The following is a 26,798-nucleotide window of genomic DNA, read 5'->3' on the forward strand; positions in this document are numbered from 1 at the left end:
GCAAGGGGCATGATGTGAGCACAACCGCAACTGGTGCGCTGATCGGCGCGGCGATCGATTCGATTTCTGGTGACGATGGAGTCGCGGATGGTGCGATCATCGGGGCGGTCACGGCCAATGTGCTCAAGATCGTGCTGCCGCTCGCGGTGACATATGCGGTCGGCTGGGCCGTGCTGCGCGGGGCGACGGAACTCAAGAACCAGGTTTTCGGAAAGGTGGAAGCATGATCGGCAGGATTATCGGAGCGCTCGTCGGACGGGAAATCGATCGACGCGATGGACGTGGGGGCCTCAAGGGCGCTGCCATCGGGGCACTGTCGATGGGCGCGATGCGGCGGATGGGTCCGCTGGGCATGCTGATTGGCGGCGGCTATGTCGCTAAAAAGGCTTATGATCGCCGAAAGCAGTCGCGCGGACTCTAACCAGGCTGCCACACTCTGATCGCGTCGACCGGTGCGATCAGCATGACAAGGTTGAGCGTCAGATTGTCGCGGATGACGGCGAGCGCGACGACCTCCAGCAGAACGACTAGCCCGGCGCTCGCCCACCATGGCAGGCGCCGGGCGATGGCGAAACCGAGCAGCATGCACGAAATGTCGCTCACCGAATTCAGCACGCTGTCGCCGCTATAGCCCCATGCCATCGTCACGCTGCGATAACGATCGATGATGAGGGGCGAATTTTCCAGTATTTCCCAGGCCGCTTCGGTGGTGACGGCAACGACCAGCCGGGCTGTCCATGACCAGCGGCGCAGTGCCAGCCATGTCGCGCCATAGAACAACACGCCGTGGACTACGTGGCTCAGGCTGTACCAGTCGGCGATCTGCTGGCTATTCTGATCGGATTGCACCGAACCGTGCCACAGAGCGACATGACCGCACGGGCAGATCGCCGACCGGCCGGCAGCTAGCAATATCAGGGTGGTCCCGAGTACGATCGCGGCGACCAGCCAGCCACTTTTCGCGCCTATCCATCCACCGATGCTTGACGCCCGCCCGTCCCGGACGCCACTAGCGCGCATGCCGTCTTCGCTCCCCACCGATCCGCATCACTTCAAACGCCGTGGCGTCCTGTTCGTGCTGTCGTCGCCTTCCGGGGCGGGAAAGTCCACCATCGCGCGCAAATTGCTTGCCGACGAACCGGAACTCGCGATGTCCGTGTCGGCGACGACGCGGCCGATGCGACCCGGCGAAGTCGACGGGAAGGACTATCATTTCGTCGATTTGGAGGAATTCCGCCGCATGGTGGCGAATGACGAATTCCTAGAATGGGCGCATGTCTTCAGTCATCGCTACGGCACGCCGCGCGCGCAGGTCGAATCGATGCTGGCGGCAGGCAAGGACGTGCTGTTCGATATCGACTGGCAGGGCGCGCAGCAGTTGTTCCAGATCGCCGGCGGCGACGTGGTGCGGGTGTTCATCTTCCCGCCGTCGATGGAGGAACTGCGGGCGCGGCTGACCAACCGCAATACCGATTCGGCGGAGGTGATTGAGGCGCGGATGGCGCGCGCGGCCAACGAAGTCAGCCACTGGGACGGCTATGACTATGTGCTGGTCAACGACGACGTCGAGCAATGCTTCAAGGGCGTCAAGACGATCCTGGCCGCCGAGCGGCTGAAGCGGTCGCGGCAGACCGGGCTGATCGGCTTCATCCGCCGGCTGACGCGCGTGGTCGAGGGCGCCTAACGCTGATCGAGCGCCGTCAGGAACGTGACGGCTGCGTCAAATTCGCGACGCTTGTTCGCCAGCGCCTGTGCGGCGAGCATATCCTGACCCCAGAGCTCGGCCTGCCAATCCTCGTCGACGTTTGCGGCCGCCCATAATGTGTCGGGTTCGCCGGCACGCTCGACCAGCGCCAACGCCAGCACCAGCGATCCGGTGATCGTCACCACCGGCGACAGGCCGGCGAGGCGGAAGGAATCGAACGCGTTCACCGCATCGGCCAGTCGCGCCAGCGTCGCCGCTGGCTGCATGCAGTGGATGATGCCGGCCGTCGTCTCGAAATGCACGTCGTAGCGGGTGCGTGCCCAGCCGAGCCATGGATCCCACGCTGCGATCTGACGATCGATCAGCGGTTTGGGCGATTCGGCGCGATAATAAAGCAGGTCGCTCTCGCCATAGGCCGACAGCCCCGCGGCGAAGGACGCCGGATCGAGCGCGATCCGGTCGATCGCGGCATTAGCCAGCCCGGTGAGCGGCATCGCGCGCGGATCGATCGTGTCCGGCACTGCCTCCCATTCTGCCGCGACCTTTGCCGCAAGCCCATCGGTGGGCAACGCCAGCGGCACACGGCCGGGCGTGCGCACGGGGCGGCCATCAAGCGTTACCACACGATCGGCGTCGACCGCGACATCTGTCCAGAAGCGCTTCATGGGCGTGGCGGTGTCCGCCAACGATGGGCAAGACTGGCCGGAACGATTGCGATCACCGCGAGCGCCGACAGCGCGATTGCAACGCCGAGAACCTTGACCGGCCAGTCGGGTGCGCGGACGGCCAGGACGAGGCCGAAGACCGCGCCCAGGCTGCCGGCGATGCGGCTGCCGACGATCGCCAGCCAGCGGCTGCGGGCCTTGTTGTCGGACGGCGTCATGCGAGCAGGCCCGGTAGTGCCGAGACACGCTCCGCGACTACGTCCGCGCCGGCATCGGCGAGGTCGCGAATGCCGTGATAGCCCCAGGCGACGCCGATCGCCCGTGCGCCCGCCGCCTTGCCCATCGCCATATCGAAACTGGTGTCACCGATCATTGCGGTATTCTGCGGCGTCGCGCCGGCTTCGTCCATCGCCGCGAGCAACATTGCGGGGTCGGGCTTCGACGGATGACGGTCCGCGGTCTGGAGCGTGACGAAATGATGGGCGAGGCCGTGATGGTCGAGGATGTGGGCGAGGCCACGGTCGGACTTGCCGGTGGCGACGCCCAGCCGCCAGCCGTCGTCGACGAGCGCTTGCAGGACACCGGCGATCCCGTCGAAGAGGGGTTCCTCCGCCAGTTCGCCGCTGGTGCGTAGACGAAAGAACGCATCCTTATAATCGGCGGCCATGCGACGGTGCTGCGCGTCGTCGGCATGTGGCAGCAGCGCGCGGATCGCCTCGACCAGACTGAGGCCTACGATACGCCGGATCGCGGCGCGGGGCGGCGCGGGAATATCGGCGAGCAGGAACGCATCCTCCATCGCCCGGCAGATATTGGCCTGACTGTCGACGAGCGTGCCGTCGCAGTCGAACACGGCGAGTTTGATCATGACGCCGCCGTAGCGGGGCGGAGCGGTTCGATCCAGTACGCGCCGGTCCGGGGAAGCGCTGCAGCATCCCCGGTCACCACTGCCAGACGAGGTTCGTGGCGCTCGACCTCACCTCCCACGCTGCGATGCCCGTTGCTCCCCTCCCCGGGGCGCGGAGGGGGGCAGACGACGCGTTCGCCGCCGGGTGAGGATCAGTGCGGCTTGTTGACGCTATTCCTTGCTGCCGCGACGCCGACGTTCGCCGCGATGTTCCTTGCGCATCGACTTGGCGTGCGCCTTGGCGCGCTGTTTGAGAACGGCCTTCGGGGGCGGGCCCTTCTTCGCCTCCTCGAACGGCATCGCATCACCCTTCGCCTCGTCGAACCCCAGCGTGGCGAGACTCTCGGCGAAGTGCGTCGGCAGGCTGGCGGTTTCGTCGATGCTGCCGCCATCGGGGTGATCGACGCGCAGGCGGCGGCTGTGCAGGTGCATCTTGCGGCTGATCCCGCCGGTCAGGAACGCCGCCGCACCGCCGTACTTGCCGTCGCCGACGATCGGATGGCCGATCGCCGCCATGTGGACGCGCAACTGATGCGTGCGCCCGGTGAAGGGTTGCAGTTCGACCCACGCGCAGCGATTGCCGGCGCGTTCGATGACGCGATAGCGGGTACGCGCCGACTGGCCGTTCTCTTCGTCGACGTGCATCTTTTCGCCGCCGGTGCCGGGCTGTTTCGCGATCGGCAGATCGATGACGCCATCTTCGATCGAGGGGACATCGACGATCAGCGCCCAATAGACTTTCCGCGCGGTACGACCCGAAAACGCCTTGGCGAAGAACCCGGCGGCGCGCGACGTGCGGGCGACCAGCAGCGCCCCCGACGTGTCCTTGTCAAGGCGATGGACGAGCTTCGGCCGACCTTCGGCGTCATACTGCAGGCCGTCGAGCAGGCCATCGACATGCTCGGTCGTCTTGGTGCCGCCCTGCGTCGCCAGACCGGGCGGCTTGTTGATCACCAGTGCCTGGAGATCCTTGTGGATCACCATCTCGCGGACATAGGCGATCTGGTCTTCGCTCAGCGGCGTGCGTTCGCGCTTCGGACGCGCGACGACCTCGCCCACCTCGTCCTTGATCTCGGGCTCCGGCGGGGGCACGCGGAGCGTTTGGCCGGCCTTGATCCGGTCGCCCGGGGTCGCACGCGATCCATCGACGCGCAGCTGGCCGGTGCGCGCCCATTTCGCGACCGTCGTAAAGCTGGTGTCCGGCAGATGCCGCTTGAACCAGCGATCCAGCCGGATGCCGTCGTCGTCGTATCCGACGTTGAACTGGCGAATGCCCTGATCTTTCGGGTCGGTCATGCCAGCGTTCCTCCGCTGCGGGTCATCATCAGGCCGGCGAACAGCGCCAGTACCGAGCCGATCACCGACAGCAATATGTAGAATAATGCAGCGCCCGGCGCGCCGCGTTCGATCATCCCGACGACATCGAGGCTGAACGAGGAAAAGGTCGTGAAGCCGCCGAGTACGCCGACGCCGAGGAACAGCCGCCACGGTTCGCCTTCGCTGCCGTTGCGCGCCAGCACCCCCACGAGGACGCCCATGAACAGCCCGCCGATCACATTAATGGCGAGTGTGCCGACTGGGAAACCGGGGCCGAACAGGGCGAGCATGGCGCGGCCGGTCAGGTACCGGGCGCCGGCACCCAGTGCACCGCCGAACATGACGAAAACGAGAGGCATATGGCTCGCCCTAGAGGAAGATGGGGCGCAGGGGAATGCGGCGCTTGTTCCTGGGCCGCGTACACGATGCAAGCTCGACTATCGAAGCAGGCCCGCGGCACGCAGCGCGTCGTTGATGACGGTCGTGACGGCCGCAGACGTGTTAGCGAGCGCTGAGTCGGCTGGCGCCGGGCCGGATGCGGCGCGGGTGCGGATCGGTTCGGCGTTGGTGCGGGCCTGTCGCTCGACGGCAGGCGCGATACCCCAGAAGGCGGCGATGCGGCGCGTCGAGGACAGGCCGACGTCGAGCATGAACGGACCCGGCGATCCACACGCCTCCGGTCCGGACGCGGCGATCGGCGTCCCGTGGCCCATGCCGGCGATCCGATAATCCTCGATCACCGCCCGGCCGGTGCCATCTCGCCACATCCGGTGCGTCACGCCGCCGGTACTGTCCCTGACGTCGGGATCGGGATCGACGCCGTGCAGCGCGCGCCATTGCGCCAGAATGGCGTCGGCGTTGTCGGAGTGGACGGTGGCATCCGTCGTGCCATGCCAGACCGACAGGCGCGGCACCGGCCCACGATCGGGCGAGGCGGCGCGGACCAGCGACGCGAGTGCGGCGGTGCCCGGCATGGCATGGCCGCGCATCCGGTCAAGCGCATCGACGACCCCGGTCGCGGTGCCATAGGGCAGGCCACCGATGATAGCGCCGCCCGCGAAAACCTCGGGATAGGTCGCCAGCATCACCGCTGTCATCGCACCCCCGGCCGAAAGACCGTTGACGAAGATCCGGGCGGGATCGACCTCATGGGCCGCCACCATGGCTGCGATCATCTCGCGGATCGAGGCCGCCTCGCCATGGTCGCGCCCGATGTCCTCGGGGGCGAACCAGTTGAAGCACAGATTCGAATTGTTCGCGCGCTGCTGCTCGGGGAACAGGAGGACGAAGCCGTGCTCGTCCGCGAGGCGCGACCAGCCGGAGCCCAGATCATAGCCCGCGGCGGTCTGGGTGCAGCCATGCAGCACGACAACGAGCGCAGGGTGTTCCGCCACGCTGGCCGGGACATAGGTGCGCGCTCGCAGGTTGCCCGGGTTGCGGCCGAAGCCGGTCAGGTCGTGGAGCTTGCCCGCATCCGGTTGTAAACCATCCGCGATCACCCCGCGTGCGGCGGCGATCCGGCCAATCGTGTCTGACAAACGTCGCATGTGCGTACTCCGATACGGCCGGACGATTGATATCTCGGCGACAGACGGTCGACCCATGCTGCGCTGCACAATATGGGGCGTACGCCAGAGGAGGCAAGTCGCGTCGGTGACGATCCGTGCACTCGTCGCTCGGGGAGACTGTGTCGATCGACGCTAGCGGACGAGCAGGTCTACCTCGCTGCCGCCTGCGGGGTTCGGCGTGACGTAGACGACATAGGCGTTACTGCGGCGAGTGCCGCCGAGGACATGCTGTGCGCCCGATGCCTGATGTTCCGCGGAATAGCCGGCGCGAGTGGCGCGGGCGTTGTACCAGTCGAGGATGCGGCCGACCGGAGCACCGCTGGCGAAGCTGACGACGCGCAGTCCGCAGGCGTCGTTGCCGGCGGCTTCCCGGACGCGAGCGTCTGGGTAGAGTGGCAGGTCGTCAGGCAGGCGGTTGGCCCAGCCGGCGGAATAGGAGACTCCGCGCGCGCAACCGGCGTCGTCTCCGCCCTGCCGCACGGCGAGTTCGCCGAGCGTCAGCGCGCCGGCTGCCTTGCGGCATTCCGGGCAGTCCGCCTTCGCTGCCGGGGCCGGTTTCAGGTCGGCGGCGGTGACGCCATCGGGCCGGGGCGTAGCATCGTCGACCGGAACAGAGAGAGGATCGGGCCGGCTCGGGGGACGGACGACATTGGTGTTGGCGGTCTGCGTCAGCGCCGGATCGACCATGATCTGGTCGCGCAGTGCTGCGCCCAACGCCGGATCGCGCTGCGCGACGGCGGCGTCGCCGGTTAACTCCTTGTCGAGGCTGTCGAGATCCTGCTGCGCCGCCGGCTGCTTGCTGCAGGCGGCGAGGAGGAGCAGCGAGGCGAGAAAGGGACGATTTGCGGACACGCGCCAGACATGGCGCAGGGCACGTTAAGGTGCCATCGGTGATCGTGGTTAACCGAACGTCACACACGCCGTTCTTGTCCCCCGGTGAGACAGGGGCCATGTTCTGGTCATGCTGAACATCTTCTCCATCGCGATCGGTCTCGTCACTCTGGTGATGGGCCTTGTCGCCTTCGTTCCGTTTCTCGGCTGGATGAACTGGCTGGTCATCCCGATCGGCATCGTCGGCGCCGCGGTCGGTGCGATGTCGTCATCCAATAGCGGTCGCAATCTCAATCTGGTGCTGATCGTGATCTTCGCGATCCGGCTCAGCTTGGGCGGTGGCATTATCTGATTGTGAAAAAAGGCCCGGCGGTGAGGCCGGGCCTTTTTCGTCATCGCCCTCGGTCGATCAGCGGCAGGTGACCTGACCACGATCGACTGAACGTCCCAGCAGCGCACCGCCGCCGGCGCCGATCAACGTGCCGAGCAGCTGCGACCCGCCGCCCGAGATGATGTTGCCCAGAGCACCTCCGGCAAGGCCGCCGACGATCAAGCCGGTCGTGCCGTCGTTGCGGCGGCAGTAATAGCGACCGTTGTTCCCACGATAGATCCGGTCGTTACGGCCCAGGCGGCGCGTCTGGTAGTAGCGGCCGTCGCGGTAGTAATTGTCCGCGAAATACGTGCGCTGGCCGCGGGGTAAGCGGTTGTAGTCATAGTTTCGGTACTGCCGCCAGTCATCACGCCGATCGGCACGACGATCCTGCCGGATATCACGAATGTCGCCGCGACGGTCCTGCCGCGCGTCGCGAACCTCATTGCGATATTCACGGCGTGCATCCCGCACGTCGCGGCGGGAATCGGCATTGCGCACGTCGCGACGATAGTCCTGACGGGCATCGCGGACTTCGTCGCGATATTCGCGGTTGGCCTCGCGACGCGTGTCCTGCGCGGCCGCGGGAACCGCCGCGAAAGTCGTTGCCGCCAACATGGCGGATAGGATGGCGATACGCATGATCTGCTCCTTGATCCAAGTGAAGACAGAACCAGCGGATCGGCCATAGGGTTGCGTGAACGACAAACTACCTGTCGTTCACGCAACCGACAGTCGGATCAGTCGAACGTCGTATCCAGCGTGATGTCGCAGGTAAGCACCTTTGACACCGGACAGCCTGCCTTCGCCTCGTTGGCGATGCGCTCGAATTCGGGGGCGTCGATCCCGTCGACATGGCCGGTCAGCGTCAGTGCCGATCGGGTGATCGTGAAGCCGTCGCCGTCCTTGTCGAGCGTTACCTTTGCACTGGTCTGTAGATTGCCTTGCTGATGGCCCGCCCCTGCAAGCGCGAAGCTGAGCGCCATCGTGAAGCAGCCTGCATGGGCTGCAGCGATCAGCTCCTCGGGATTGGTGCCGGGGCCATCCTCGAATCGCGTGCCGAACCCATAGTTGCTGCCGCTCAACACACCCGACTGGGTCGTGATCTTGCCCTTGCCGTCTTTACCTAGGCCGTCGTAGCTCGCCGAAGCGCTGCGGGTCACCATGTCTGTCGTCTCCGTGTAATGTCGATCATGCATACGCAGAAAGGGCGCCGCGAGTTGCCTCGCGACGCCCGTCCTGACGAAACTTGTACCTGCGATCAGCGGCAGCGGCGCTTGCCGCCACGGTCGATCTCACGGCCGAGCAGGCCACCAGCAACGGCGCCGCCGAGGGTACCCAACGTACGGTCGCCCCGCGTGTCGACGGTACGGCCGAGTAGCGCGCCACCGACTGCGCCGACGACGGCACCGGTCGTGCCGTCAGGCTTGCGGCAGCGGACGCGGCCGCGATTGTCACGCCATTCGCGATACTTGTACTTCTGCGCGCCGGCCTGCGACACCGGAACGACCATCGTCGCCGGCAGGACCATCGCCGCGCAACCCATTGCGAGCATCAATTTACGCATCGTTTCACTCCCGTCTGGAAAATCTGTGCTGTGCTAACGTCGTTCAACATAGCGTGGTTGCATGAACGTCAAACAACGTTCCGTTCAGGAAACGATTTCGCTTGAAACGGCTGGTTCGGGCGGTGTTTCGGCAGCGGTGGTGCGACGTTTACGATAATGGTTGGCGACGAGTGTCGCGCCCAGGATGAACCCTCCGGGCGCGAGCAGGACTAAGGCGGCGAGGCCGACCTGAGCTTTGGTGATACGCATGGTGACAGCTGTAGCGCGATCGGGTGAACGAAGGCTGTTCAGAACGGCAGTCTGAACTTTAGCATCGCGCGTGGGCTGCTTTGACCGTTCGGCAGTACGCCCTGTTCCGCTTCCACGCCTACGCCCATCTTGCCGATCGCCGTGCGTGCGCGGATCGGTCGCTGGGCATAGGACACGTCATCGAGCGGGCGCAGGCGATCCGTCTCCTTGTCGCGGGCGCAGACGACGATGTCGCCGCTGTCGTCGGGAATGCCGCAGGGCGTCTCGACCATGGGCCTCGGCTTCACCGGGCGCAAATCGTTCGGAATCGGTGGGCCTGCCACCGCCTGCACCGCCATCATCATCGCCAGCCGCATACGCGTCCTCCGCTCCGTAGCTAAGGTGGCGCGCGATTGCGGCGCGAACGCGGCGGGTCAGCGATAGTTGAAGCTGATGCTGATCCGTTCGCCCTTGGCGGCGTTGGGGACGACCTCGTGCCGCAGCCAGCTTTCCCACAGGAAGACGCTGCCGGGCTTCGGCTCGGCATAGACGAAGGTCGCGTGATCCTCGCCGGCATCGGCGCGGCGGGTGGGTGCGGCCATCAACATCGGCAGGCGCGGGTCCTCCAGCTTCAGCGCGCCGGCACCGGGCGGGGTGGCGACGTAGATCGTGCCGCTCACCGCGCTGTGCGGATGGATGTGGCCCGAATGCGTGCCGCCGGGTTTCAGGACGTTGACCCACAGGCTGTCGAGCCTGAGCTTGCGGCCGTTCAGGTCGAACGCGCACGCCTCGGCAAAGCGCGCGACATGCTTGTTGAGCAGCTTGACGAGGTCGGCGAAGCGCGGGTCGCGCGACGGGAGGTCGTTGAGCGACGCGTAGGACGTATAGCCGCGATAGCCATGCGCCTTCGACCACGCCACACCGGCACGATCTTCGCGCGCCAGGTCGAGGCAGGCGTCGTGCAGCTCTTCGAGCAGGGCGGCGTCGCCCAGATCGTCTTCGTAGAAGCGCGTCGCGAACAGGGTGCGGATCGTCATGCGAGCCTCCTTATGCCAGTCTCAGGGCCACGTCGTTCATGAACCGCACGTCGTCCCCCGCAGCGAGCCACGGTGCCTCCGCGCCGATCGCGCCGAGCATGTCGGCGAGGCCGTCCAGCTCCGCCTTGGCGTAATTGCCCAGCACGTAGCCAGTGACGCGGTCCTTGTGCCCCGGGTGGCCGATGCCCAGTCGTACCCGCCGGAACTCCGGCCCCAGATGCTGGTCGGTCGAGCGCAGGCCGTTATGCCCCGCCGTGCCGCCGCCGCGCTTCACCTTCACCTTGAACGGCGCCAGATCGAGTTCGTCGTGGAACACCGTCAGCGCATCCGGCCCCAGCTTGTAGAAGCGCAACGCCTCGCCGATCGCGCGGCCGCTTTCGTTCATGAACGTCGCGGGCTTGAGCAGCAGCACCTTCTCCGTGCCGATGCGCCCTTCCTGCGTCCAGCCCTGGAACTGCTTCCTGACCGGACCGAAGCCGTGCATGTCGGCGATCAGATCGACCGCCATGAACCCGACATTGTGCCGGTGCATCGCATATTGCGGCCCCGGATTGCCGAGCCCGGCCCAGATCTGCATGGCGTTGGTCCTCTGTTCGAAACTCTACCCGTCATCCGAACTTCTTCCGTCATCCCGGCGAACGCCGGGACCCATGGATGCGTGTCGCCAGTGATGCGCAATTCACGAGCCGCTTGAAACCATGGGTCCCGGCGTTCGCCGGGATGACGGACGGGGTACGAAAAAGGGCAGGGGAGCGTCGCCGCTGCCCTGCCCCCTGTCCGACGCCGCCGTGGCGGCACCACCCATCAGTTCTTCTGGGTGGTGATCTTGTCGTCGTCGTTGTCGTCGTCGTTCGGCTCGACGACCGGCTCGTCCTCGGCGGCCGACTCAGCAGCCTGTGCCTCGGCGACTTCGGCTTCGAGCGCCTCGTCCTCGACGGTTGGGACGGTCGGCGGCACGATCGTGGCGATCGCGAAGTCGCGGTCGTCGATCGCGGGCTTCGCGCCCTTCGGCAGCTCCACGTCGCTGATGTGGATCGAGTCGCCGATTTCCTTGCCCTTCAGCGAGATCGTGATCTCGGAGGGGATGTCGGCGGCGTCGACGACCAGCTCGATCTCGTGACGCGTGATGTTCAGCACGCCGTTGCCGCGCTTGATGCCGGGGGCGTCGTCTTCGTCGGTGAACACGATCGGCACCGCCACCGTCACTTCGGTGTGCTCACCGATGCGCAGGAAGTCGACGTGGATCGGACGATCGGTGACGGGGTGGAACGCCACGTCCTTCGGCAGCGTGCGCTCGCCGGAGACCATGATGACGGAATTCATGAAGTGACCGGTCATCAGCGCCTTCATCAGCGCCTTTTCCTCGAGATGGATCGAGGTCGGTTCCTTGTTCTGGCCGTAGATCACGGCGGGGACGCGGCCGTCACGACGCAGCGCCCGGGAGGCTCCCTTGCCAACCCGGTCGCGCGTCTCGGCTGCGAGCGTAATGGTGTCGCTCATGCAGATAACCTTCCGAAACGTGCTTGTATGTGCTTCCGCGCCACGCCTCCAGGGATGACCATGACCGGAAGCGGCGGCGCTTAGCGGAGGAGTGAGGAAAAGGCAACTCGCCGTCCCGCCCTGTCCTCACCCCATCGGTGCTGCGCACCTCTCCCCTCTCCCAACGGGAGAGGGGATAAGACGGCGAAGCCGTCGAAGGGTGAGGACAGGGGCGATTACAGCGTTAGTATTTCACCCGCTCCGCCTTCACCCCCAGCTTCGCCAGCTGTGCCTGCACCGAATCCGGCCCGGCCAGATGCCCGGCACCCACCGCGATGAACACCGTCCCCGGCGTCGCCATCCGCCCCTTGATCCACGACGCCCAGCGCACGTTGCGGTCGGTCAGCAGCACCTTCGCCACCTCGGGCGAGCTCTTCAGCTCCTCGTTCATCTCACGCGCCAGCGCATCCGGGTCGCCCCGCGCCCAATCGTCGACCATGCTCGCCATCGTGCTGTCGAGCTTGGGCAATTCCTCGACCGTACTCTCCAGGAATTGCAGCTGCGCCTGATCCGACAGGCCGCCGAAGAAGCCCAGTTGCTGCTCCGGCGTCTCCAGCCCGGTCAGCGGCTTGTTCGCCTGCTTGGCGGCGGCGGAGATCACCTCCTCGGGGCCGTTGCTGTTCGAATAGCCGAGCTTCGACAAGGGCGCGACCGACAGCTGCGTCGCCGCCAACCACGGCTTGTAGCGATCGAGCGCATCCGCCGGCAGGCCGAGGTCGGTTACCGCCTTGGTGAACGCGGCGCGCTTCGCTTCGGGCAGGCGCTGGGTCAGCGGCGGGGTGCCGGGCGCGGCGACGCCGGTCGCCTGCACCAGCCCCTGCATCGCTGCGGGATCGGGCATCACGATCTCCAGCTTGACCTCGTCCGAACGGTCGAACGCGGTCTTCACCGCCTCGTCGAACCACGTCAGTCCCGGCTTCAGCACATGGATCGTGCCGAACAAATAGACCGTCGTGTCCTTGTCCTTCACCACCCACAACGCCGGATCGGCATCGTTGCCGGCGGACGCGGCCGGCTTGGCGGGCTGCTTCGCGCAGGCGGGCAGGGCGAGGGTGAGCGCGATCGCCGACAATGCGGCGCCAAGGGTTCGGATCATGCGGGAACGTCGTCCTGAAGTGAAGCTGCCCCCAAGCTAATGCCGCGCCGCACCACTTGCTAGACGCGGCCTCATCCGCCAAAGCCACCGGGCCATGGCCGCCACACCGCTTTCCTTCCAAAAGATGATCCTGACGCTCCACGACTATTGGAGCGACCGGGGCTGCGTGATCCTCCAGCCGTACGACATGGAGATGGGGGCAGGGACCTTCCATCCCGCCACGACGCTGCGCGCGCTCGGCCCCGACACGTGGAACGCCGCCTTCGTCCAGCCCTGCCGCCGCCCGACCGACGGCCGCTATGGCGAGAACCCCAACCGGCTCCAGCATTATTACCAGTATCAGGTGATCCTGAAGCCCTCGCCGTCCGACCTGCAGGAACTGTACCTAGGCAGCCTGGCAGCGATCGGTGTCGACATGACCCGCCACGATATCCGCTTCGTCGAGGACGATTGGGAATCGCCGACGCTCGGCGCCTGGGGCCTCGGCTGGGAGGTCTGGTGCGACGGGATGGAGGTGACGCAGTTCACCTATTTCCAGCAGATGGGCGGTTTCGACATGAAGCCGGTCGCGGGCGAACTCACCTACGGGTTGGAGCGGCTGGCGATGTACATCCAGGATGTCGACAACGTCTACGATCTGGCCTTCAACGACAGCGGGGTCAGCTACGGCGACGTGTTCCTCGAGAACGAACGCCAGATGTCGAAGTGGAATTTCGAGGTCGCCGACACCGCCACCCTGTTCGACGCCTTCAAGAAGGCCGCGGCGGAATGCGAGAACAGCCTCGCCGCCGGCCTCCCGATCCCCGCCTACGAACAGGCGATCAAGGCCAGCCACACCTTCAACCTGCTGCAAGCCCGCGGCGTCATCTCCGTCGCCGAGCGGCAAGCCTACATCGGCCGCGTCCGCGATCTCGCCAAGGGTGCCTGCGGCGCGTGGATGGAGAAGAACGGGTGGACGGCGTGATGCTTCTGTGCCGGACGCAAGAAGGTGTTTTCACGCGGAGACGCGGAGACGCGGAGAAGAAGAGGGAGGTGGATCACCTGTATCCCATTCTTTCTTCCAATCGTCTGAAGCGCCTGCGGCGCAAAGCCTGTGGCCAGCCACACGCTCGCTCCAATATCTCTCCTCTTCTTCTCCGCGTCTCCGCGTCTCCGCGTGAACACAATTCTTCCTTCTTCGCCGGCGCAACACGATGACCGACTTCCTCCTCGAACTCCGCTCCGAAGAAATCCCCGCGCGCATGCAGGACAAGGCGCGTGACGATCTCGCCCGCCTGTTCGCCGCCGAGCTCGCCAAGGCCGGGCTGAAGGCCGCCGCACTCGTCACCTACGCCACCCCGCGCCGGCTGGTGCTGATCGCCCGCGACCTGCCGGTCGAAACCCAGGCCGTGTCCGAAGAAACCAAAGGCCCCAAGTCCAGCGCTCCCCCGCAAGCGCTCGAAGGTTTCCTCCGGAAGACCGGCCTCACCCGCGAACAACTGACCGAGCGTGACGGCGTCCTCTACGCGGTCACCGAAAAGCCCGGCCGCGCCACCACGCAGGTGCTGGCCGAGGCGATCCCGGCGATCATCCGCGCCTTCCCCTGGCCGAAATCGATGCGCTGGGGGGCAGCATCCACCTCGACCGAAAGCCTGCGCTGGGTCCGCCCGCTGCACGGCATCGTCGCGCTGTTCGGCGACGACCTCGTCGATATCGAGATCGCCGGCATCCGGTCGGGCGTCGCCACCTTCGGCCACCGCTTCCACCACCCCGGCCAGATCACGATCGGCTCGGCAGCCGATTACGTCGAAAAGCTGCGCGCCTGTCACGTCATCGTCGACCAGGACGAACGCCGCACCCTGATCCGCGAGCGCGCCAGCGCGCTTGCCGCCGAAGCCGGTCTGGTGCTGGTCGAGGACGAGGGATTGGTCGCCGAGAACGCCGGCCTGACCGAATGGCCGGTGCCGCTGCTCGGCCGCTTCGACGCGGACTTCCTCACCGTCCCACCCGAGGTAATCCAGCTCACCGCGCGCGTGAATCAGAAATATTTCGTCTGCCGCGACGGGGCCGGCGCGCTCGCCAACGCCTTCGTCTGCACCGCGAATATCGAGGCGACCGACGGCGGCGCCAAGATCGTCGACGGCAACCGCAAGGTCCTCGCTGCCCGCCTCAGCGACGCCCGCTTCTTCTACGAAACCGACCTTAAGACCCGCCTCGAAGACCTGCGCCCCAAGCTGGAACAGATCGTCTTCCACGAGAAGCTCGGCACGGTGGCCGATAAGGTAGACCGCGTCGCCAAACTCGCCCGCTGGCTGGTCGAAGAGGGTATCGTCAAATCTCCCTCTCCCCTTGTGGGAGAGGGAAGGGGCCCGCTCGCGTCAGCGAGTGGGAAGGGTGAGGGGAACGTGGCAACTGCCGCGAGCCTCACGCCCCCTCACCCTTCCGCGCCTGCGGCGCTCCCTCCCTCTCCCACAAGGGGAGAGGGAATGTCGCTCGCCGACATGGCCGAACGCGCCGCGCGCCTCGCCAAGGCGGACCTCGTCACCGGCATGGTCGGCGAATTCCCCGAGCTACAGGGCCTGATGGGCGGCTATTACGCCGCCGCCCAGGGCGAACCGAAGGAAGTCTCCGAAGCGATCCGCGACCACTACAAGCCGGTCGGGCAGGGCGACGAAGTCCCCACTGCGCCGGTGACGGTGGCGGTGTCGCTGGCGGACAAGCTGGATACGATCTGCTCGTTTTTTGCAATTGACCAGAAACCGAGTGGTTCCCGCGATCCTTTTGCTCTTCGGCGTGCCGCGCTCGGAGTCCTCGCCACGATCGTATCTAACGAACTCAGGATAACTCTTCGCGATCATATCGAGCCGTCGATGTTAGGTGCTTGGGCAGATGGTCATGAGGGGCGGCCCATCGCGGTCTCAATTCGTGCCGCGCTATCATGGCGGCGGGAAAACTTTCATCAGCGATTGATGGATGTTCACGTGGCAACAAGCCGTGAGGCTCCGGTTGCTGGCATACTCAGTCGCGATCAGATCGATGAAACTGCGGAAAATGACGTCGGTGAAGCGTTGCATTTTGCAAGCACACGCACTCAGGACGTGTTAAATTTCTTTGCGGATCGACTGAAGATCCAGCAGCGGGATGCCGGAATACGACATGATTTAATTGATGCGGTATTTAGCACGGTAGACGAATACGGGTCCACAGAGGACGACCTCGTCCGCCTGCTCGCCCGCGTCCGCGCGCTGCAAGCGTTCGTCACCACCGAAGACGGCACCAACCTGCTCGCCGGCTACAAGCGCGCCGCCAACATCCTGAAAAAGGAAGGCTATTCCACCCCTCTCCCATCGGGCGCATCGGGCCGGTCAGGCTCCCAGCCTGACCTAAACCGTCCGGGGGACGGTTTACCCGATGCGGGGCAAGGCGCGCCAGCGCCGCGGGGTGAGGGCAGGGGCGAGACGGCCGACGAACCTCACCCTCCCGCGCCTGCGGCGCTCCCTCCCTCTCCCAATGGGAGAGGGAATTTGCTGTCCTACACGCCCGAAACCGCCGAAGCTGCGCTCATCGCCGCCCTCGACTCGGCCGAACCCGCCGCCACCATCGCGGTGGCGGCCGAGGATTTCGAAGGCGCGATGGCGGCGCTCGCCTCCCTGCGCGCGCCGATCGACGCGTTCTTTGACACTGTGACCGTCAACGATGCCGACCCGGCGAAGCGTGCCGCGCGTCTGGCGCTGCTCGCCCGCGTCCGCGCCGCCGTCCACGCCGTCGCCGACTTCTCGAAGATCGAGGGCTGACGACGCCGCCAAGCTCTCAACTTCCTCAACTTCGCACAACGTGATCGTGCTTCCATCCTCCCCGGGACAGGCATCCAACGTAGCTCAAGGACCAGCGATGACCCAATACGTGTACCGTTTCGGTGGCGGCGTTTCGGACGGCGGGAAGGGCGACAAGAATCTGCTCGGCGGAAAGGGATCGAACCTCGCCGAAATGGCCTCGATCGGCCTGCCGGTCCCCCCCGGCTTCACGATCAGCACCGCGATGTGCACCCGCTATTACGAAGAGGGCGAGCAATTTCCGCAGTCGCTGCGTGACGAGGTCGCGGCGGGTATCGAGCATATCGAAGGGATTACGGGAAAGACCTTCGGCGATCCCGCAAACCCGCTGCTGGTCTCGGTCCGCTCCGGCGCGCGCGTGTCGATGCCCGGGATGATGGACACCGTCCTCAACCTCGGCCTCAACGATGCCACGGTAGAGGGGCTGGCCGCCAGGTCGGGCGACGAACGCTTCGCCTGGGACAGCTATCGCCGCTTCATCCAGATGTACGCCGACGTCGTCCTCGAACTCGACCATGGCGCGTTCGAGGAAGCGCTGGAGATCGCCAAGGAGGACAATGGCTTCACCCTCGACACCGAGCTGACTGCCAAGGATCTCAAGGCGTTGGTCGCCGAATATAAGAATCTGGTCGAAGCGGAATGGGGCAAGCCGTTCCCGCAGGACGTGCACGACCAGCTCTGGGGCGCGGTCGGCGCGGTGTTCGGCTCGTGGCAGTCGGAGCGCGCCAAGGTCTACCGCCGCCTCAACGACATCCCCGCCGACTGGGGTACCGCGGTCAACGTCCAGGCGATGGTCTTCGGCAACATGGGCGAGACCTCGGCGACCGGCGTCGCCTTCACCCGCGACCCCGCCAAGGGCGACCGCGCCTATTACGGCGAATTCCTGATCAATGCACAGGGCGAGGACGTCGTCGCCGGCATCCGCACGCCGCAATACCTCACCAAGGTCGCTCGCGAGGAAGCCGGTGCCAAGCCCGCCTCGATGGAAGAGGCGATGCCTGAGGTTTATACCGAGCTCGCCGCCGTCTTCGACCGGCTCGAAACCCACTACCGCGACATGCAGGATATCGAGTTCACGGTCGAACAGACCAAGCTCTGGATGCTCCAAACCCGCTCCGGCAAGCGCACCGCCAAGGCCGCGCTCAAGATCGCGGTCGACATGGCGACCGAGGGCCTGATCACCCGCGAAGAGGCGATCCTGCGCGTCGACCCGATGGCGCTCGACCAGCTACTCCACCCGACGCTCGACCCCAATGCGCCGCGCGACGTGATCGCCAAGGGCTTGCCAGCCTCGCCGGGTGCGGCATCCGGCACCGTCGTGTTTGACGCCGATACCGCCGAAAAGCGCAAGGCGGCGGGCGACAAGGTCATCCTCGTTCGCACCGAAACCTCGCCGGAGGACATCCACGGCATGCATGCGGCGCAGGGCATCCTGACCGCGCGCGGCGGCATGACCAGCCACGCCGCCGTCGTCGCGCGCGGCATGGGCCGCCCCTGCGTCTCGGGTGCCGGATCGCTGTCGATCTCCGCCAAGGACAAGGTGATGAAGGTCGGCGGACGTGAAATCCGCGAAGGCGACACGATCACCATCGACGGCGCGAGCGGCGAGGTGATGTTCGGCGAGGTCGCGACCGTCCAGCCCGAACTGGCGGGCGATTTCGGCACGCTGATGGAATGGGCCGATGGCGTCCGCCGCCTGAAGGTGCGCGCCAACGCCGAAACCCCGCTTGATTGCCAGACCGCGCGCGATTTCGGTGCGGAGGGCGTCGGCCTGTGCCGGACCGAGCATATGTTCTTCGACGCCGACCGCATCACCGCGGTCCGCCAGATGATCCTCGCCACCGACGAAGCCGGTCGCCGCACCGCGCTGGAACGGCTGCTGCCGGCGCAGCGCAGCGACTTCACCGCGATCTTCGAGGTCATGGCCGGCCTGCCGGTGACGGTGCGCCTGCTCGATCCGCCGCTGCACGAATTCCTGCCACACGAAGAGAATGAATTCGCGGAAGTGGCTGCGGCGGCAGGGATCGATATCGACGTGCTCAAGCGCCGCGCCGCCGAGCTGCACGAATTCAACCCGATGCTCGGCCACCGCGGTTGCCGCCTCGGCGTAACCTACCCGGAAATCTACGAAACGCAGGCCCGCGCGATCTTCGAAGCCGCTATCGACGTGGCGGAGAAGTCCGGCGCTGCGCCGATCCCCGAGGTGATGATCCCGCTGGTCGCGACCAAGCGCGAGCTCGACCTGATGAAGGTCGTCGTCGACAAGGCGGCGCAGGCGGTGTTCGCGGAACGTGGCAAGACGATCGAGTATCTCGTTGGAACGATGATCGAATTGCCCCGCGCCGCGCTGAAGGCAGGCGAGATCGCGGAAACCGGCGAGTTCTTCTCGTTCGGCACCAACGACCTGACGCAGACGACGCTGGGCGTCAGCCGCGACGACGCTGCGCGCTTCCTGGGGGCCTATGTCGAACAGGGCATCTACGCCAAGGACCCGTTCGTCAGCCTCGATATCGAGGGCGTCGGCGAACTGGTGCAGATGGCCGCCGACCGCGGTCGCCAGACCCGGCCGGACATCAAGCTCGGCATCTGCGGCGAACACGGCGGCGATCCCGCCAGCATCGCCTTCTGCGAGAAGGTCGGCCTCGATTACGTCTCGGCCAGCCCCTACCGCGTACCGATCGCAAGGCTGGCGGCGGCGCAGGCGGCGCTGAAGTAGGCGCTTCTCCCCTCCCTGCAAGGGAGGGGCCGGGGGTGGGTGGGGGCTTGGCGATACGGCCTCCACGCTCCCTGCGACCACCATATCGCGAGCACGCCACCCACCCCCAACCCCTCCCTTGCAGGGAGGGGAGCAAGGGCGCGATTGACCACCCGCAGACAGCGCCGCTATCGCCACTTGTAACGACAGGAGAGTGATCGCCGATGAAGAAGCTCTACCCCGACGCAGCCGCTGCCCTCGACGGCCTGCTGCATGACGGCATGACGATCTGCGCCGGCGGCTTTGGCCTGTGCGGCATTCCGGAACGGCTGATCGACGCGATCCAGGCCTCGGGCGTCAAGGACCTGACCATCGCCAGCAACAATGCCGGCATCGATGGCGAAGGCCTCGGCAAGCTCCTGCGCACGCGGCAGGTCAAGAAGATGATCTCCAGCTATGTCGGCGAGAACAAGGAATTCGAGCGCCAGTATCTCTCCGGCGAACTCGAGGTGGAATTCTGCCCACAAGGCACGCTCGCCGAACGCTGCCGGGCAGGCGGCGCGGGCATCCCCGGCTTCTACACCAAAACCGGCGTCGGCACCCTCGTGGCCGAGGGCAAGGAGGTGAAGACCTTCGACGGCGAGGAGTATATCCTCGAACGCGGCATCCGATCGGATATCAGCATCATCAAGGGCTGGAAGGCGGACGAGAGCGGCAACCTCATCTTCCGCAAAACCGCGCGCAACTTCAACCAGCCGATGGCGACCGCCGGCCGCATCTGCGTCGCAGAGGTCGAGGAAGTGGTGCCGGTCGGCAGTCTCGATCCCGATGCGATCCATTTGCCCGGCATTTATGTGAAGCGGATGATCGTCGGCGCGCCGTACGACAAGAAGATCGAATTCCGCACCGTGCGGGAGCGGCAGGCGGCGTGATGCGGCGCGCGGTCCTGTTGCTGGCCGGCGCGGCGTTGCTCGCCGGCTGTGGCCCTAAGGCGCGCGACCGCGTCGCGACGCTGCCCGCGCCCGGCCAGACCTATACCGCCGACGGCAAGGTGGTGCGGATCACCGGACTCAAGGCACTGCCCGCACCGGGCGGCAGCGCGGCCGACGCAACGCCGGTGCCGCCGCAGTTCCAGTATCTCTATGGCTCGGCAGAGGCGGCTGCGCTCAGTCGGCAGGCGTTCCGCGCCTTGGTGAATTACGCCAGCTACCGCCGCGTGACCGGCGACAGCGTCGTCTTGAAGCCAGGCGCGACGCTCGCCGCCCCGCAATGGGAAGCGTGCGCCGGCAGGCCCCGCGCCGCCGTGTTCGACGCGGACGAGACGGTGGTGCTCAACCTCGGCGTGGAGGCGCTGGCAGCGCGCAATCCGTCGGCCCCGTTCGACCCGGCGCAATGGGAACGCTGGGAGCGTACCGGCGCGAGGGCGGTCGCGCCGGTCCCGGGCGCGGTCGAGGCGTTCGGCGCGCTGCGGGCGGCAGGGGTCGCAATCGTCATCAACAGCAACCGCGCCAGCACCACCGCAGCCGGTACGGTCGCGGGACTGAAGGCGGCAGGGCTGGGCGATTTCACCCCCGGCACCGACCTGTTCCTGCGCGACGGGCCGAGCGGCAAGGACGCGCGCCGCACCACCATCGCCGCCCGATATTGCGTCGTCGCGATGGGCGGCGACCAGCTCGGCGACTTCAGCGACCTGTTCAACACGATCCCGTCTCCGGCCGAACGCCGCCGTGTCGCCGACAGCGGCACGGTCGCGGCGATGTGGGGTAACGGCTGGTTCGTGCTGCCGAACCCGGTCTACGGATCGGCGCTGAAGGGCAGCTTCGACGACGTATTCCCCGCCGACAAACGCTGGAGCGACGCACGATGAAGCTCCCGAAGCTGCGTGCCATCCCGCTGTCGGCGATGCCCAACCTGACTGATCGGTCGGCGGAGGTCGCACGCATCTGGATCACCGATCGCGCCGGATCGACCGTCGTCATCGACGCCGGCGTGCTGTCCGATGCAGAGACCTTCGGCGTGCTGATGGCCGACGTCATCGGCCACGCCGCCAAGGCGCATGCACAACTGCTCGGCCTGTCGGAGGACGAGGCGGCGGCGCTGATCTGGCGCGGCCTCGACGGCGCGCGTCCCGAACTCGATCCCGACGCCGTGGCGCGGATCGCCAACCATCCCGGAGGATTGAACTGATGGCTACTCAGGCAAAGGGCTGGGATCGCAACCAGATGGCGGCGCGCGCCGCGCAGGAGTTGCGCGACGGTTATTACGTCAACCTTGGGATCGGCATCCCGACGCTGGTGGCGAACAACATCCCGGCGGGCATGACGGTGACGCTCCAGTCTGAAAACGGCATGCTCGGCATCGGCCCATTCCCGTATGAGGATGAGGTCGACCCCGACCTGATCAACGCCGGCAAGCAGACAATCAGCGAACTGCGGCAGAGCGCCTATTTCGGCAGTGAGCAGAGTTTCGCGATGATCCGCGGCGGCCACATCGATCTCACGGTGCTGGGCGCGATGGAGGTCAGCGAGAGCGGCGACATCGCCAACTGGATGATCCCCGGCAAGATGATCAAGGGCATGGGTGGCGCAATGGACCTCGTCGCCGGGGTCAAGCAGATCATCGTGGTCATGGATCACAATGCCAAGGACGGTAGTCCAAAGTTCATCCCGTCTTGCACCCTGCCGCTGACCGGCAAGAACGTCGTCGACATGATCGTCACCGATCTCGCGGTCTTCCGCCGGCCGGATCATGCCTCCGCGTTCAAGCTGGTCGAGCTGGCCCCCGGCGTGACCGCGGACGAAGTCGCGGCGAAGACCACGGCGGCTTACGAGGTTTAGAACCAGGCTCCCGATACCCCTGCGTCACCCGGGACTTGTTCCGGGGTCCACCGGGCCGGAAACGAAAAGCTGGAGCCTCTAGCGCTACCTCCAGCCGCAAAGTGGACCCCGGAACAAGTCCGGGGTGACGCAGGGATGGTTGCATGCCCCCAAGCAATTATCCGCCACTCCGCCTCGACCTTCGCGCAGCTTTCGGTTAACGCGCCGCCATCATGGCTACCCGACCGCAAACGCTGTACGAAAAAATCTGGGCCGCACACGTCGTCGAACGGCGCGACGACGGCACCTGCCTCATCTACATCGATCGCCACCTCGTCCATGAGGTGACCAGCCCGCAGGCATTCGAAGGGCTCCGGGTCGCCGGCCGCCGCGTGCGCCGTCCCGAACTGACGCTCGCGGTGCCCGACCACAACCTGCCGACCACCCCGCGCGTCGACGCCGCGGGACGCCTGCTGCCGATCACCGATCCGGAAAGCGCGCAGCAGCTCGACGCGCTCCGCCGCAACACCAGCGAATTCGGCATCGACTATATCGACGCGACGGCAGCCGAGCAGGGCATCGTCCACGTCGTCGGCCCGGAACTGGGCTTCACCCTGCCGGGCACGACATTGGTCTGCGGCGACAGCCACACCTCGACGCACGGCGCACTCGGCGCGCTGGCGTTCGGCATCGGCACCAGCGAGGTCGAGCACGTGCTGGCGACGCAGACGCTGTTGCTCAGCCAGTCGAAGACGATGGAGGTCCGCGTCGACGGAACTTTGGGCTTCGGCGTCAGCCCCAAGGACGTGATCCTCGCGATCATGGGCCGCATCGGCGCGGCGGGCGGCATCGGTCATGTCATCGAATATACCGGCGACGTGATCCGAAATATGTCGATCGAGGGGCGGATGACCGTCGCCAACATGTCGATCGAGGGCGGCGCGCGGGCCGGGTTGGTCGCACCCGACGATCTCACCTTCGCCTATCTCAAGGGCCGCCCGATGGCGCCGCAGGGTGAGGCGTGGGACAAGGCGGTGGCATGGTGGCGCAGCCTCGCCACCGATCCGGCCGCGACCTACGACAAGGTCGTCCGCCTCGACGCCACCGATATTGCGCCGGCGCTGACCTGGGGCACCAGCCCTGAGGACGTGGTGCCGATCACCGGGTTCGTGCCCGAGCCGGACAGCTTCGCTGATCCGTCGAAGCGCGCGGCGGCACAGCGCAGCCTCGAATATATGGGCCTGACGCCGGGCACGGCGATGCAGGACGTCGCGGTGCAGCACGTCTTCATCGGCAGTTGCACCAACAGCCGGATCGAGGATCTGCGGGCCGCCGCTGCGGTCGCCGACGGTCGCCATGTCGCCGACGGCGTGCGCGCGATGGTGGTGCCGGGATCGGGGCTGGTCAAGCGGCAGGCGGAAGCGGAAGGGCTCGACCGTGTATTCCTGTCCGCCGGCTTCGAATGGCGCGAACCGGGCTGTTCGATGTGTCTGGCGATGAACCCTGACAAGGTGCCTGCGGGGGAACGGTGTGCCTCCACGTCGAACCGGAATTTCGTGGGTCGACAAGGGCCTGGCGCACGCACACATTTGTTGTCGCCGGCGATGGCGGCGGCTGCGGCGGTGACCGGGCGCCTCGCCGACGTTCGCGATCTGATGGGAGCAAAGCTGTGAAGAAGGTCCTTGTGCTGCTGGTCGCGGGTGCGATGATGAGCGGCGTCGCCGCATATGTCGCGGGCGCGCGGGCGCTCGCCCATCCGGCGAAGACGCAGCGCTGATGCAGCCGGTCACGACCGTCACGGGCACCGCCTACCCCTGGGGCGCCAAGAATATCGACACCGACATCATCATCCCGGCGCATTGGCTGAAGACGATCACGCGCACCGGCCTGTCCCGCGGCGCGTTCGAAACGGTGCGGGCGCAACCGGGTAACGTGTTCGACGATCCGCGCTATTCCGGCGCACCGATCCTGATCGCCGGCGACAACTTCGGCTGCGGGTCGAGCCGTGAGCATGCCGCATGGGCGCTTGCCGACATGGGCGTGCAGGCGGTGATCGCGCCGAGTTTTTCCGACATATTTTCGGGCAACGCCTTCAAGAACGGTATCGTGCCGGTGGTATTGCCGCAGGAGGCGGTCGATCGGCTGGTCGAGGTTGCGAAGGATCAGCCGATCACCGTCGATCTGGAAACGATGACGGTAACGACTCCATATCAGGATCGCTTCGTCTTCGAACTTGATGCTTTCCGCCGCCAATGCCTGATGCAGGGGCTGGACGAGATCGGCCTGACGATGGCAAAGGATACCGCGATTTCGAAATTCGAAGGCGCGGTGGATCAACACCGCCCCTGGGTCGCGAGCAGGAGCGGATATGCGGGCATTGCTGTCAACGGCATCGGGCGGACCTGAAACTCTACAGCTGACGGAACTGCCCGATCCGACCCCGGCTGCGGGTCAGGTCCTTGTCGCGGTAAAGGCATGCGCGATCAACTATCCCGATGTCCTGATCATCGAGGACAAATACCAGTTCAAGCCGCAGCGTCCTTTCGCGCCCGGCGGCGAGATCGCCGGCGTCATCGAAGCACTGGGCGAGGGTGTCACCAACTGGCAGGTCGGCGACCGCGTCATGGGCGTCATCGGCCATGGCGGTCTCGCCAGCAAGATCGTCGTCGACCCGCAGCGATTGTTTCATCTGCCCGATGAGCGCAGCTTTGCCGAGGGCGCTGCCTTGATTCTGACCTATGGCACGACCATTCACGCGTTGCTCGATCGCGGTCATCTGCAAACGGGACAGTCGTTGCTCGTGTTAGGCGCGGCAGGCGGAGTCGGGCTTGCTGCGATCGAACTTGGCAAAGCCTATGGCGCGCGTGTCGTCGCGGCGGTGTCTTCGGAGGAGAAGGCTGCAGCCGCGCGGGCGGCAGGAGCCGACGGGACGCTCATCTATGGGCGTGCCCCGTTCGACAAGGAGCAATCAAAGGCTCTGGCCGAGCAATTCAAGGCCCTGGGTGGGCGTGGCGGGTTCGACGTCATCTACGATCCGGTCGGGGGCGATTATGCGGAACCCGCACTGCGAGCGATCGGCTGGGAGGGACGTTATCTGGTCGTCGGCTTCCCCGCCGGCATCCCGAAGTTGCCGCTTAACCTGACGCTGCTGAAAAGCTGCGATGTGTGCGGGGTGTTCTGGGGAGCCTTTGCCGCCCGTGATCCGAATGCGAACACCGCTCACGTCGAGCAGCTGTTCTCTCTGTGGCGCGAAGGCAAAATCGCCCCGCGGGTCACCGACACCTTTCCGTTCGAAAGGGGCGGGGATGCCATCGCCAAGATGGCGGCCCGGCAGGCGATAGGAAAGCTGGTGGTGTTCGTCGACTGACGTTCACCACCCCGTATCTCGGTACTCTTGCCCGTCCGTCAGCGGATCGCGAAGAATGTCCCCAATAGCAGCGCCCAGAGCATCAACGAGATGGCCAGTCCCAGGGCGACGCCGGTAAGCGGCGTCGCGCGCGACGGTCCGATATTTGATCCATTCGACCGGAGAGCAACGGTACCAGACGAGTGCGACATCATCCTACTCCTTCGGCGGTTCGTTCGTCATACCGACAATTCAATATCGCATCTATGCCTTAAAAGTTCCATAATATCGGTATCGGACATGAATGGGTTGGGGAGTCCTTTTCCGACGCTCCGTTGCGTCCGTAGCGACCCGCACCTATGTGGTGGGCAACGCCAACCAAGGGGGTGAGCCGGTCATGACGATGTTCGACGACCATAGACGCGCTGACGAAGCGCAGTTCGCCCGGGCGGAGGAAATGACGTTTCGCATCACCGCGCGGCGTAACCGTTTGTTGGGTCATTGGGCTGCCGAACAGATGGCACTTACGCCGGAAGAGGCTGATGCCTATGCCAAGGCGGTGGTCCAGGCGGACTTCGAAGAGGCCGGTGATGAAGATGTCGTGCGCAAGTTGCTCGGTGATTTGACCGCTGCAGGGGTTGATACCAACGATGTCACCGTGCGCCGTGCGCTGGCCGAACGGGCGATCGAAGCGCGTCGCCAACTAATGCAGGCGGAATAACGCGATGCCGATGGCTGCCGACGACATCGCTGCCCTGATCCGCGCTGCGATTCCCGATGCGGACGTGGAGATCACCGATCTCGCCGGCGACGGCGATCATTATGCGGCGCGCGTGGTGTCGCCGAGTTTCGCGGGGCTGCCGCTCCGCAAGCAACATCAGGCGGTCTATGCGGCGCTGGGGCATCGCATGGGCGGCGAACTGCACGCGCTGCAATTGAAAACCGCAGCGGCTTGAGGACCAGGACTATGACCGACGATACAAACGCCCGCATTGATGCAGTCGTGAAGAACAACGCCGTGGTGTTGTTCATGAAGGGCAGCCCCCTGTTTCCGCAATGCGGCTTCTCCAGCCGGGCGGTGGCGATCCTCGATCATCTGAACGTCGAATATGAAAGCGTTGACGTGTTGCAGGATCAAGGCATCCGTCAGGGCATCAAGGCCTATTCGGATTGGCCGACCATCCCGCAGTTGTATGCCAATGGCGAATTCGTCGGAGGCTCGGATATCATGATGGAGATGTACGAGAGCGGCGAACTGGCGACCGTCCTGAAGGGCGATGCCGCCGCGGCCTGATCGGT

34 protein-coding genes are annotated in these 26,798 nt (G+C 65.8%); 17 read left to right on the forward strand and 17 right to left on the reverse strand.

What is annotated here, in order from left to right; all coding sequences use genetic code 11:
* The first annotated feature begins 14 nt into the window (after positions 1-14).
* Positions 15-227, forward strand: coding sequence for a hypothetical protein (locus tag LRA87_RS04305; protein ID WP_230629516.1), 213 nt, complete (start codon positions 15-17; stop codon positions 225-227).
* Positions 224-421 carry a hypothetical protein gene (locus LRA87_RS04310; RefSeq protein ID WP_230629517.1) on the forward strand — a complete coding sequence of 66 codons (198 nt, stop codon included), beginning with the start codon at positions 224-226 and terminating at the stop codon, positions 419-421. The genes LRA87_RS04305 and LRA87_RS04310 overlap by 4 nt, the downstream gene beginning before the upstream one ends.
* On the opposite strand, the gene LRA87_RS04315 is transcribed toward LRA87_RS04310, so the two are convergent.
* Positions 418-1,020 (reverse strand): DUF2585 family protein, encoded by a 603-nt coding sequence (locus LRA87_RS04315; protein WP_230629518.1) that lies wholly within the window; start codon positions 1,018-1,020, stop codon positions 418-420. The two genes, LRA87_RS04310 and LRA87_RS04315, sit on opposite strands and share 4 nt — an antisense overlap.
* Here LRA87_RS04315 and gmk point away from each other — a divergent pair.
* Positions 1,019-1,684, forward strand: coding sequence for a guanylate kinase (gene gmk / locus LRA87_RS04320; protein WP_230629519.1), 666 nt, complete (start codon positions 1,019-1,021; stop codon positions 1,682-1,684). The genes LRA87_RS04315 and gmk overlap by 2 nt on opposite strands.
* Here the strand turns inward: gmk and LRA87_RS04325 are convergent.
* The 7 genes from LRA87_RS04325 to LRA87_RS04355 all read right to left on the reverse strand — a co-directional run bounded on the left by LRA87_RS04325 (position 1,681) and on the right by LRA87_RS04355 (position 7,014).
* On the reverse strand, positions 1,681-2,370 hold the full coding sequence (locus tag LRA87_RS04325) for an ATP12 family chaperone protein (RefSeq protein ID WP_230629520.1): 690 nt from the start codon (positions 2,368-2,370) through the stop codon (positions 1,681-1,683). The genes gmk and LRA87_RS04325 overlap by 4 nt on opposite strands.
* Positions 2,367-2,588 (reverse strand): hypothetical protein, encoded by a 222-nt coding sequence (locus LRA87_RS04330; protein WP_230629521.1) that lies wholly within the window; start codon positions 2,586-2,588, stop codon positions 2,367-2,369. Before LRA87_RS04330 ends, LRA87_RS04325 begins: the two co-directional genes overlap by 4 nt.
* Entirely contained in the window at positions 2,585-3,238 is a 654-nt protein-coding gene (locus LRA87_RS04335; RefSeq protein WP_230629522.1) for an HAD-IA family hydrolase, read from the reverse strand. Before LRA87_RS04335 ends, LRA87_RS04330 begins: the two co-directional genes overlap by 4 nt.
* A 210-nt stretch (positions 3,239-3,448) precedes the next feature.
* Complete coding sequence (locus LRA87_RS04340; protein ID WP_230629523.1) at positions 3,449-4,573, reverse strand: RluA family pseudouridine synthase; 1,125 nt, start codon at positions 4,571-4,573, stop codon at positions 3,449-3,451.
* Positions 4,570-4,953: a fluoride efflux transporter CrcB gene (gene crcB / locus LRA87_RS04345; RefSeq protein ID WP_230629524.1), complete on the reverse strand. Its 384-nt coding sequence runs from the start codon at positions 4,951-4,953 to the stop codon at positions 4,570-4,572. The genes LRA87_RS04340 and crcB overlap by 4 nt, the downstream gene beginning before the upstream one ends.
* A gap of 78 nt (positions 4,954-5,031) precedes the next feature.
* Positions 5,032-6,141, reverse strand: coding sequence for an extracellular catalytic domain type 1 short-chain-length polyhydroxyalkanoate depolymerase (locus tag LRA87_RS04350; RefSeq protein ID WP_230629525.1), 1,110 nt, complete (start codon positions 6,139-6,141; stop codon positions 5,032-5,034).
* 153 nt (positions 6,142-6,294) lie between these two features.
* Positions 6,295-7,014 carry a hypothetical protein gene (locus tag LRA87_RS04355; protein ID WP_230629526.1) on the reverse strand — a complete coding sequence of 240 codons (720 nt, stop codon included), beginning with the start codon at positions 7,012-7,014 and terminating at the stop codon, positions 6,295-6,297.
* A 109-nt stretch (positions 7,015-7,123) separates the two neighbouring features.
* Here LRA87_RS04355 and LRA87_RS04360 point away from each other — a divergent pair, with 109 nt between their 5' ends.
* Positions 7,124-7,345: a hypothetical protein gene (locus tag LRA87_RS04360; protein WP_230629527.1), complete on the forward strand. Its 222-nt coding sequence runs from the start codon at positions 7,124-7,126 to the stop codon at positions 7,343-7,345.
* Between the two features lie 57 nt (positions 7,346-7,402).
* Here the strand turns inward: LRA87_RS04360 and LRA87_RS04365 are convergent, their stop codons facing one another.
* The 9 genes from LRA87_RS04365 to LRA87_RS04405 all read right to left on the reverse strand — a co-directional run bounded on the left by LRA87_RS04365 (position 7,403) and on the right by LRA87_RS04405 (position 12,830).
* Complete coding sequence (locus LRA87_RS04365) at positions 7,403-8,005, reverse strand: glycine zipper 2TM domain-containing protein (RefSeq protein WP_230629528.1); 603 nt, start codon at positions 8,003-8,005, stop codon at positions 7,403-7,405.
* Positions 8,006-8,103: 98 nt separating this feature from the next.
* The gene (locus LRA87_RS04370) at positions 8,104-8,529 is read right to left on the reverse strand and encodes an OsmC family protein (protein ID WP_230629529.1); all 426 of its coding nucleotides are present in this window, start codon (positions 8,527-8,529) and stop codon (positions 8,104-8,106) included.
* Positions 8,530-8,624: 95 nt separating this feature from the next.
* On the reverse strand, positions 8,625-8,930 hold the full coding sequence (locus LRA87_RS04375; RefSeq protein WP_230629530.1) for a glycine zipper 2TM domain-containing protein: 306 nt from the start codon (positions 8,928-8,930) through the stop codon (positions 8,625-8,627).
* Between the two features lie 84 nt (positions 8,931-9,014).
* Positions 9,015-9,179 carry a hypothetical protein gene (locus LRA87_RS04380; protein ID WP_230629531.1) on the reverse strand — a complete coding sequence of 55 codons (165 nt, stop codon included), beginning with the start codon at positions 9,177-9,179 and terminating at the stop codon, positions 9,015-9,017.
* Positions 9,180-9,217: 38 nt separating this feature from the next.
* Positions 9,218-9,535 (reverse strand): 5'-nucleotidase, encoded by a 318-nt coding sequence (locus LRA87_RS04385; protein ID WP_230629532.1) that lies wholly within the window; start codon positions 9,533-9,535, stop codon positions 9,218-9,220.
* Positions 9,536-9,592: 57 nt separating this feature from the next.
* Positions 9,593-10,195, reverse strand: coding sequence for a TIGR02466 family protein (locus LRA87_RS04390; protein WP_230629533.1), 603 nt, complete (start codon positions 10,193-10,195; stop codon positions 9,593-9,595).
* Between the two features lie 10 nt (positions 10,196-10,205).
* Positions 10,206-10,772: an aminoacyl-tRNA hydrolase gene (gene pth, locus LRA87_RS04395; RefSeq protein WP_230629534.1), complete on the reverse strand. Its 567-nt coding sequence runs from the start codon at positions 10,770-10,772 to the stop codon at positions 10,206-10,208.
* A 227-nt stretch (positions 10,773-10,999) separates the two neighbouring features.
* Positions 11,000-11,695, reverse strand: a complete 696-nt coding sequence (locus LRA87_RS04400) for a 50S ribosomal protein L25/general stress protein Ctc (protein ID WP_230629535.1) — start codon at positions 11,693-11,695, stop codon at positions 11,000-11,002.
* A 223-nt stretch (positions 11,696-11,918) separates the two neighbouring features.
* The gene (locus LRA87_RS04405; protein WP_230629536.1) at positions 11,919-12,830 is read right to left on the reverse strand and encodes a TraB/GumN family protein; all 912 of its coding nucleotides are present in this window, start codon (positions 12,828-12,830) and stop codon (positions 11,919-11,921) included.
* A gap of 94 nt (positions 12,831-12,924) precedes the next feature.
* Here LRA87_RS04405 and LRA87_RS04410 point away from each other — a divergent pair, with 94 nt between their 5' ends.
* The 13 genes from LRA87_RS04410 to grxD all read left to right on the forward strand — a co-directional run bounded on the left by LRA87_RS04410 (position 12,925) and on the right by grxD (position 26,793).
* Positions 12,925-13,794, forward strand: coding sequence for a glycine--tRNA ligase subunit alpha (locus LRA87_RS04410; RefSeq protein WP_230629537.1), 870 nt, complete (start codon positions 12,925-12,927; stop codon positions 13,792-13,794).
* A 229-nt stretch (positions 13,795-14,023) separates the two neighbouring features.
* Positions 14,024-16,603, forward strand: a complete 2,580-nt coding sequence (gene glyS, locus LRA87_RS04415; protein WP_230629538.1) for a glycine--tRNA ligase subunit beta — start codon at positions 14,024-14,026, stop codon at positions 16,601-16,603.
* Positions 16,604-16,700: 97 nt separating this feature from the next.
* The gene (gene ppdK, locus LRA87_RS04420; protein WP_230629539.1) at positions 16,701-19,358 is read left to right on the forward strand and encodes a pyruvate, phosphate dikinase; all 2,658 of its coding nucleotides are present in this window, start codon (positions 16,701-16,703) and stop codon (positions 19,356-19,358) included.
* A 203-nt stretch (positions 19,359-19,561) separates the two neighbouring features.
* Positions 19,562-20,269: a CoA transferase subunit A gene (locus LRA87_RS04425; protein ID WP_230629540.1), complete on the forward strand. Its 708-nt coding sequence runs from the start codon at positions 19,562-19,564 to the stop codon at positions 20,267-20,269.
* On the forward strand, positions 20,269-21,204 hold the full coding sequence (locus LRA87_RS04430) for an HAD family acid phosphatase (RefSeq protein ID WP_230629541.1): 936 nt from the start codon (positions 20,269-20,271) through the stop codon (positions 21,202-21,204). The genes LRA87_RS04425 and LRA87_RS04430 overlap by 1 nt, the downstream gene beginning before the upstream one ends.
* Positions 21,201-21,524 carry a DUF5076 domain-containing protein gene (locus tag LRA87_RS04435; protein WP_230629542.1) on the forward strand — a complete coding sequence of 108 codons (324 nt, stop codon included), beginning with the start codon at positions 21,201-21,203 and terminating at the stop codon, positions 21,522-21,524. The genes LRA87_RS04430 and LRA87_RS04435 overlap by 4 nt, the downstream gene beginning before the upstream one ends.
* Positions 21,524-22,174 (forward strand): CoA transferase subunit B, encoded by a 651-nt coding sequence (locus LRA87_RS04440; protein ID WP_230629543.1) that lies wholly within the window; start codon positions 21,524-21,526, stop codon positions 22,172-22,174. Before LRA87_RS04435 ends, LRA87_RS04440 begins: the two co-directional genes overlap by 1 nt.
* A 212-nt stretch (positions 22,175-22,386) precedes the next feature.
* Complete coding sequence (leuC, locus tag LRA87_RS04445; RefSeq protein ID WP_230629544.1) at positions 22,387-23,826, forward strand: 3-isopropylmalate dehydratase large subunit; 1,440 nt, start codon at positions 22,387-22,389, stop codon at positions 23,824-23,826.
* Between the two features lie 103 nt (positions 23,827-23,929).
* A complete protein-coding gene (gene leuD, locus LRA87_RS04450; protein ID WP_230629545.1) occupies positions 23,930-24,559 on the forward strand; it encodes a 3-isopropylmalate dehydratase small subunit in 630 nt (209 codons plus the stop codon).
* Complete coding sequence (locus LRA87_RS04455; protein ID WP_230629546.1) at positions 24,522-25,520, forward strand: NADPH:quinone oxidoreductase family protein; 999 nt, start codon at positions 24,522-24,524, stop codon at positions 25,518-25,520. The genes leuD and LRA87_RS04455 overlap by 38 nt, the downstream gene beginning before the upstream one ends.
* Before the next feature lie 376 nt (positions 25,521-25,896).
* On the forward strand, positions 25,897-26,220 hold the full coding sequence (locus tag LRA87_RS04460) for a DUF1476 domain-containing protein (RefSeq protein WP_230629547.1): 324 nt from the start codon (positions 25,897-25,899) through the stop codon (positions 26,218-26,220).
* Positions 26,221-26,224: 4 nt separating this feature from the next.
* Positions 26,225-26,455 carry a BolA family protein gene (locus tag LRA87_RS04465; protein WP_230629548.1) on the forward strand — a complete coding sequence of 77 codons (231 nt, stop codon included), beginning with the start codon at positions 26,225-26,227 and terminating at the stop codon, positions 26,453-26,455.
* Between the two features lie 11 nt (positions 26,456-26,466).
* Positions 26,467-26,793 carry a Grx4 family monothiol glutaredoxin gene (grxD, locus tag LRA87_RS04470; RefSeq protein WP_230629549.1) on the forward strand — a complete coding sequence of 109 codons (327 nt, stop codon included), beginning with the start codon at positions 26,467-26,469 and terminating at the stop codon, positions 26,791-26,793.
* The last annotated feature ends 5 nt before the right edge of the window (positions 26,794-26,798 follow it).

Origin of the sequence: Sphingomonas sp. Leaf37, assembly GCF_920939475.1 — a bacterium.
GTDB lineage: Bacteria > Pseudomonadota > Alphaproteobacteria > Sphingomonadales > Sphingomonadaceae > Sphingomonas.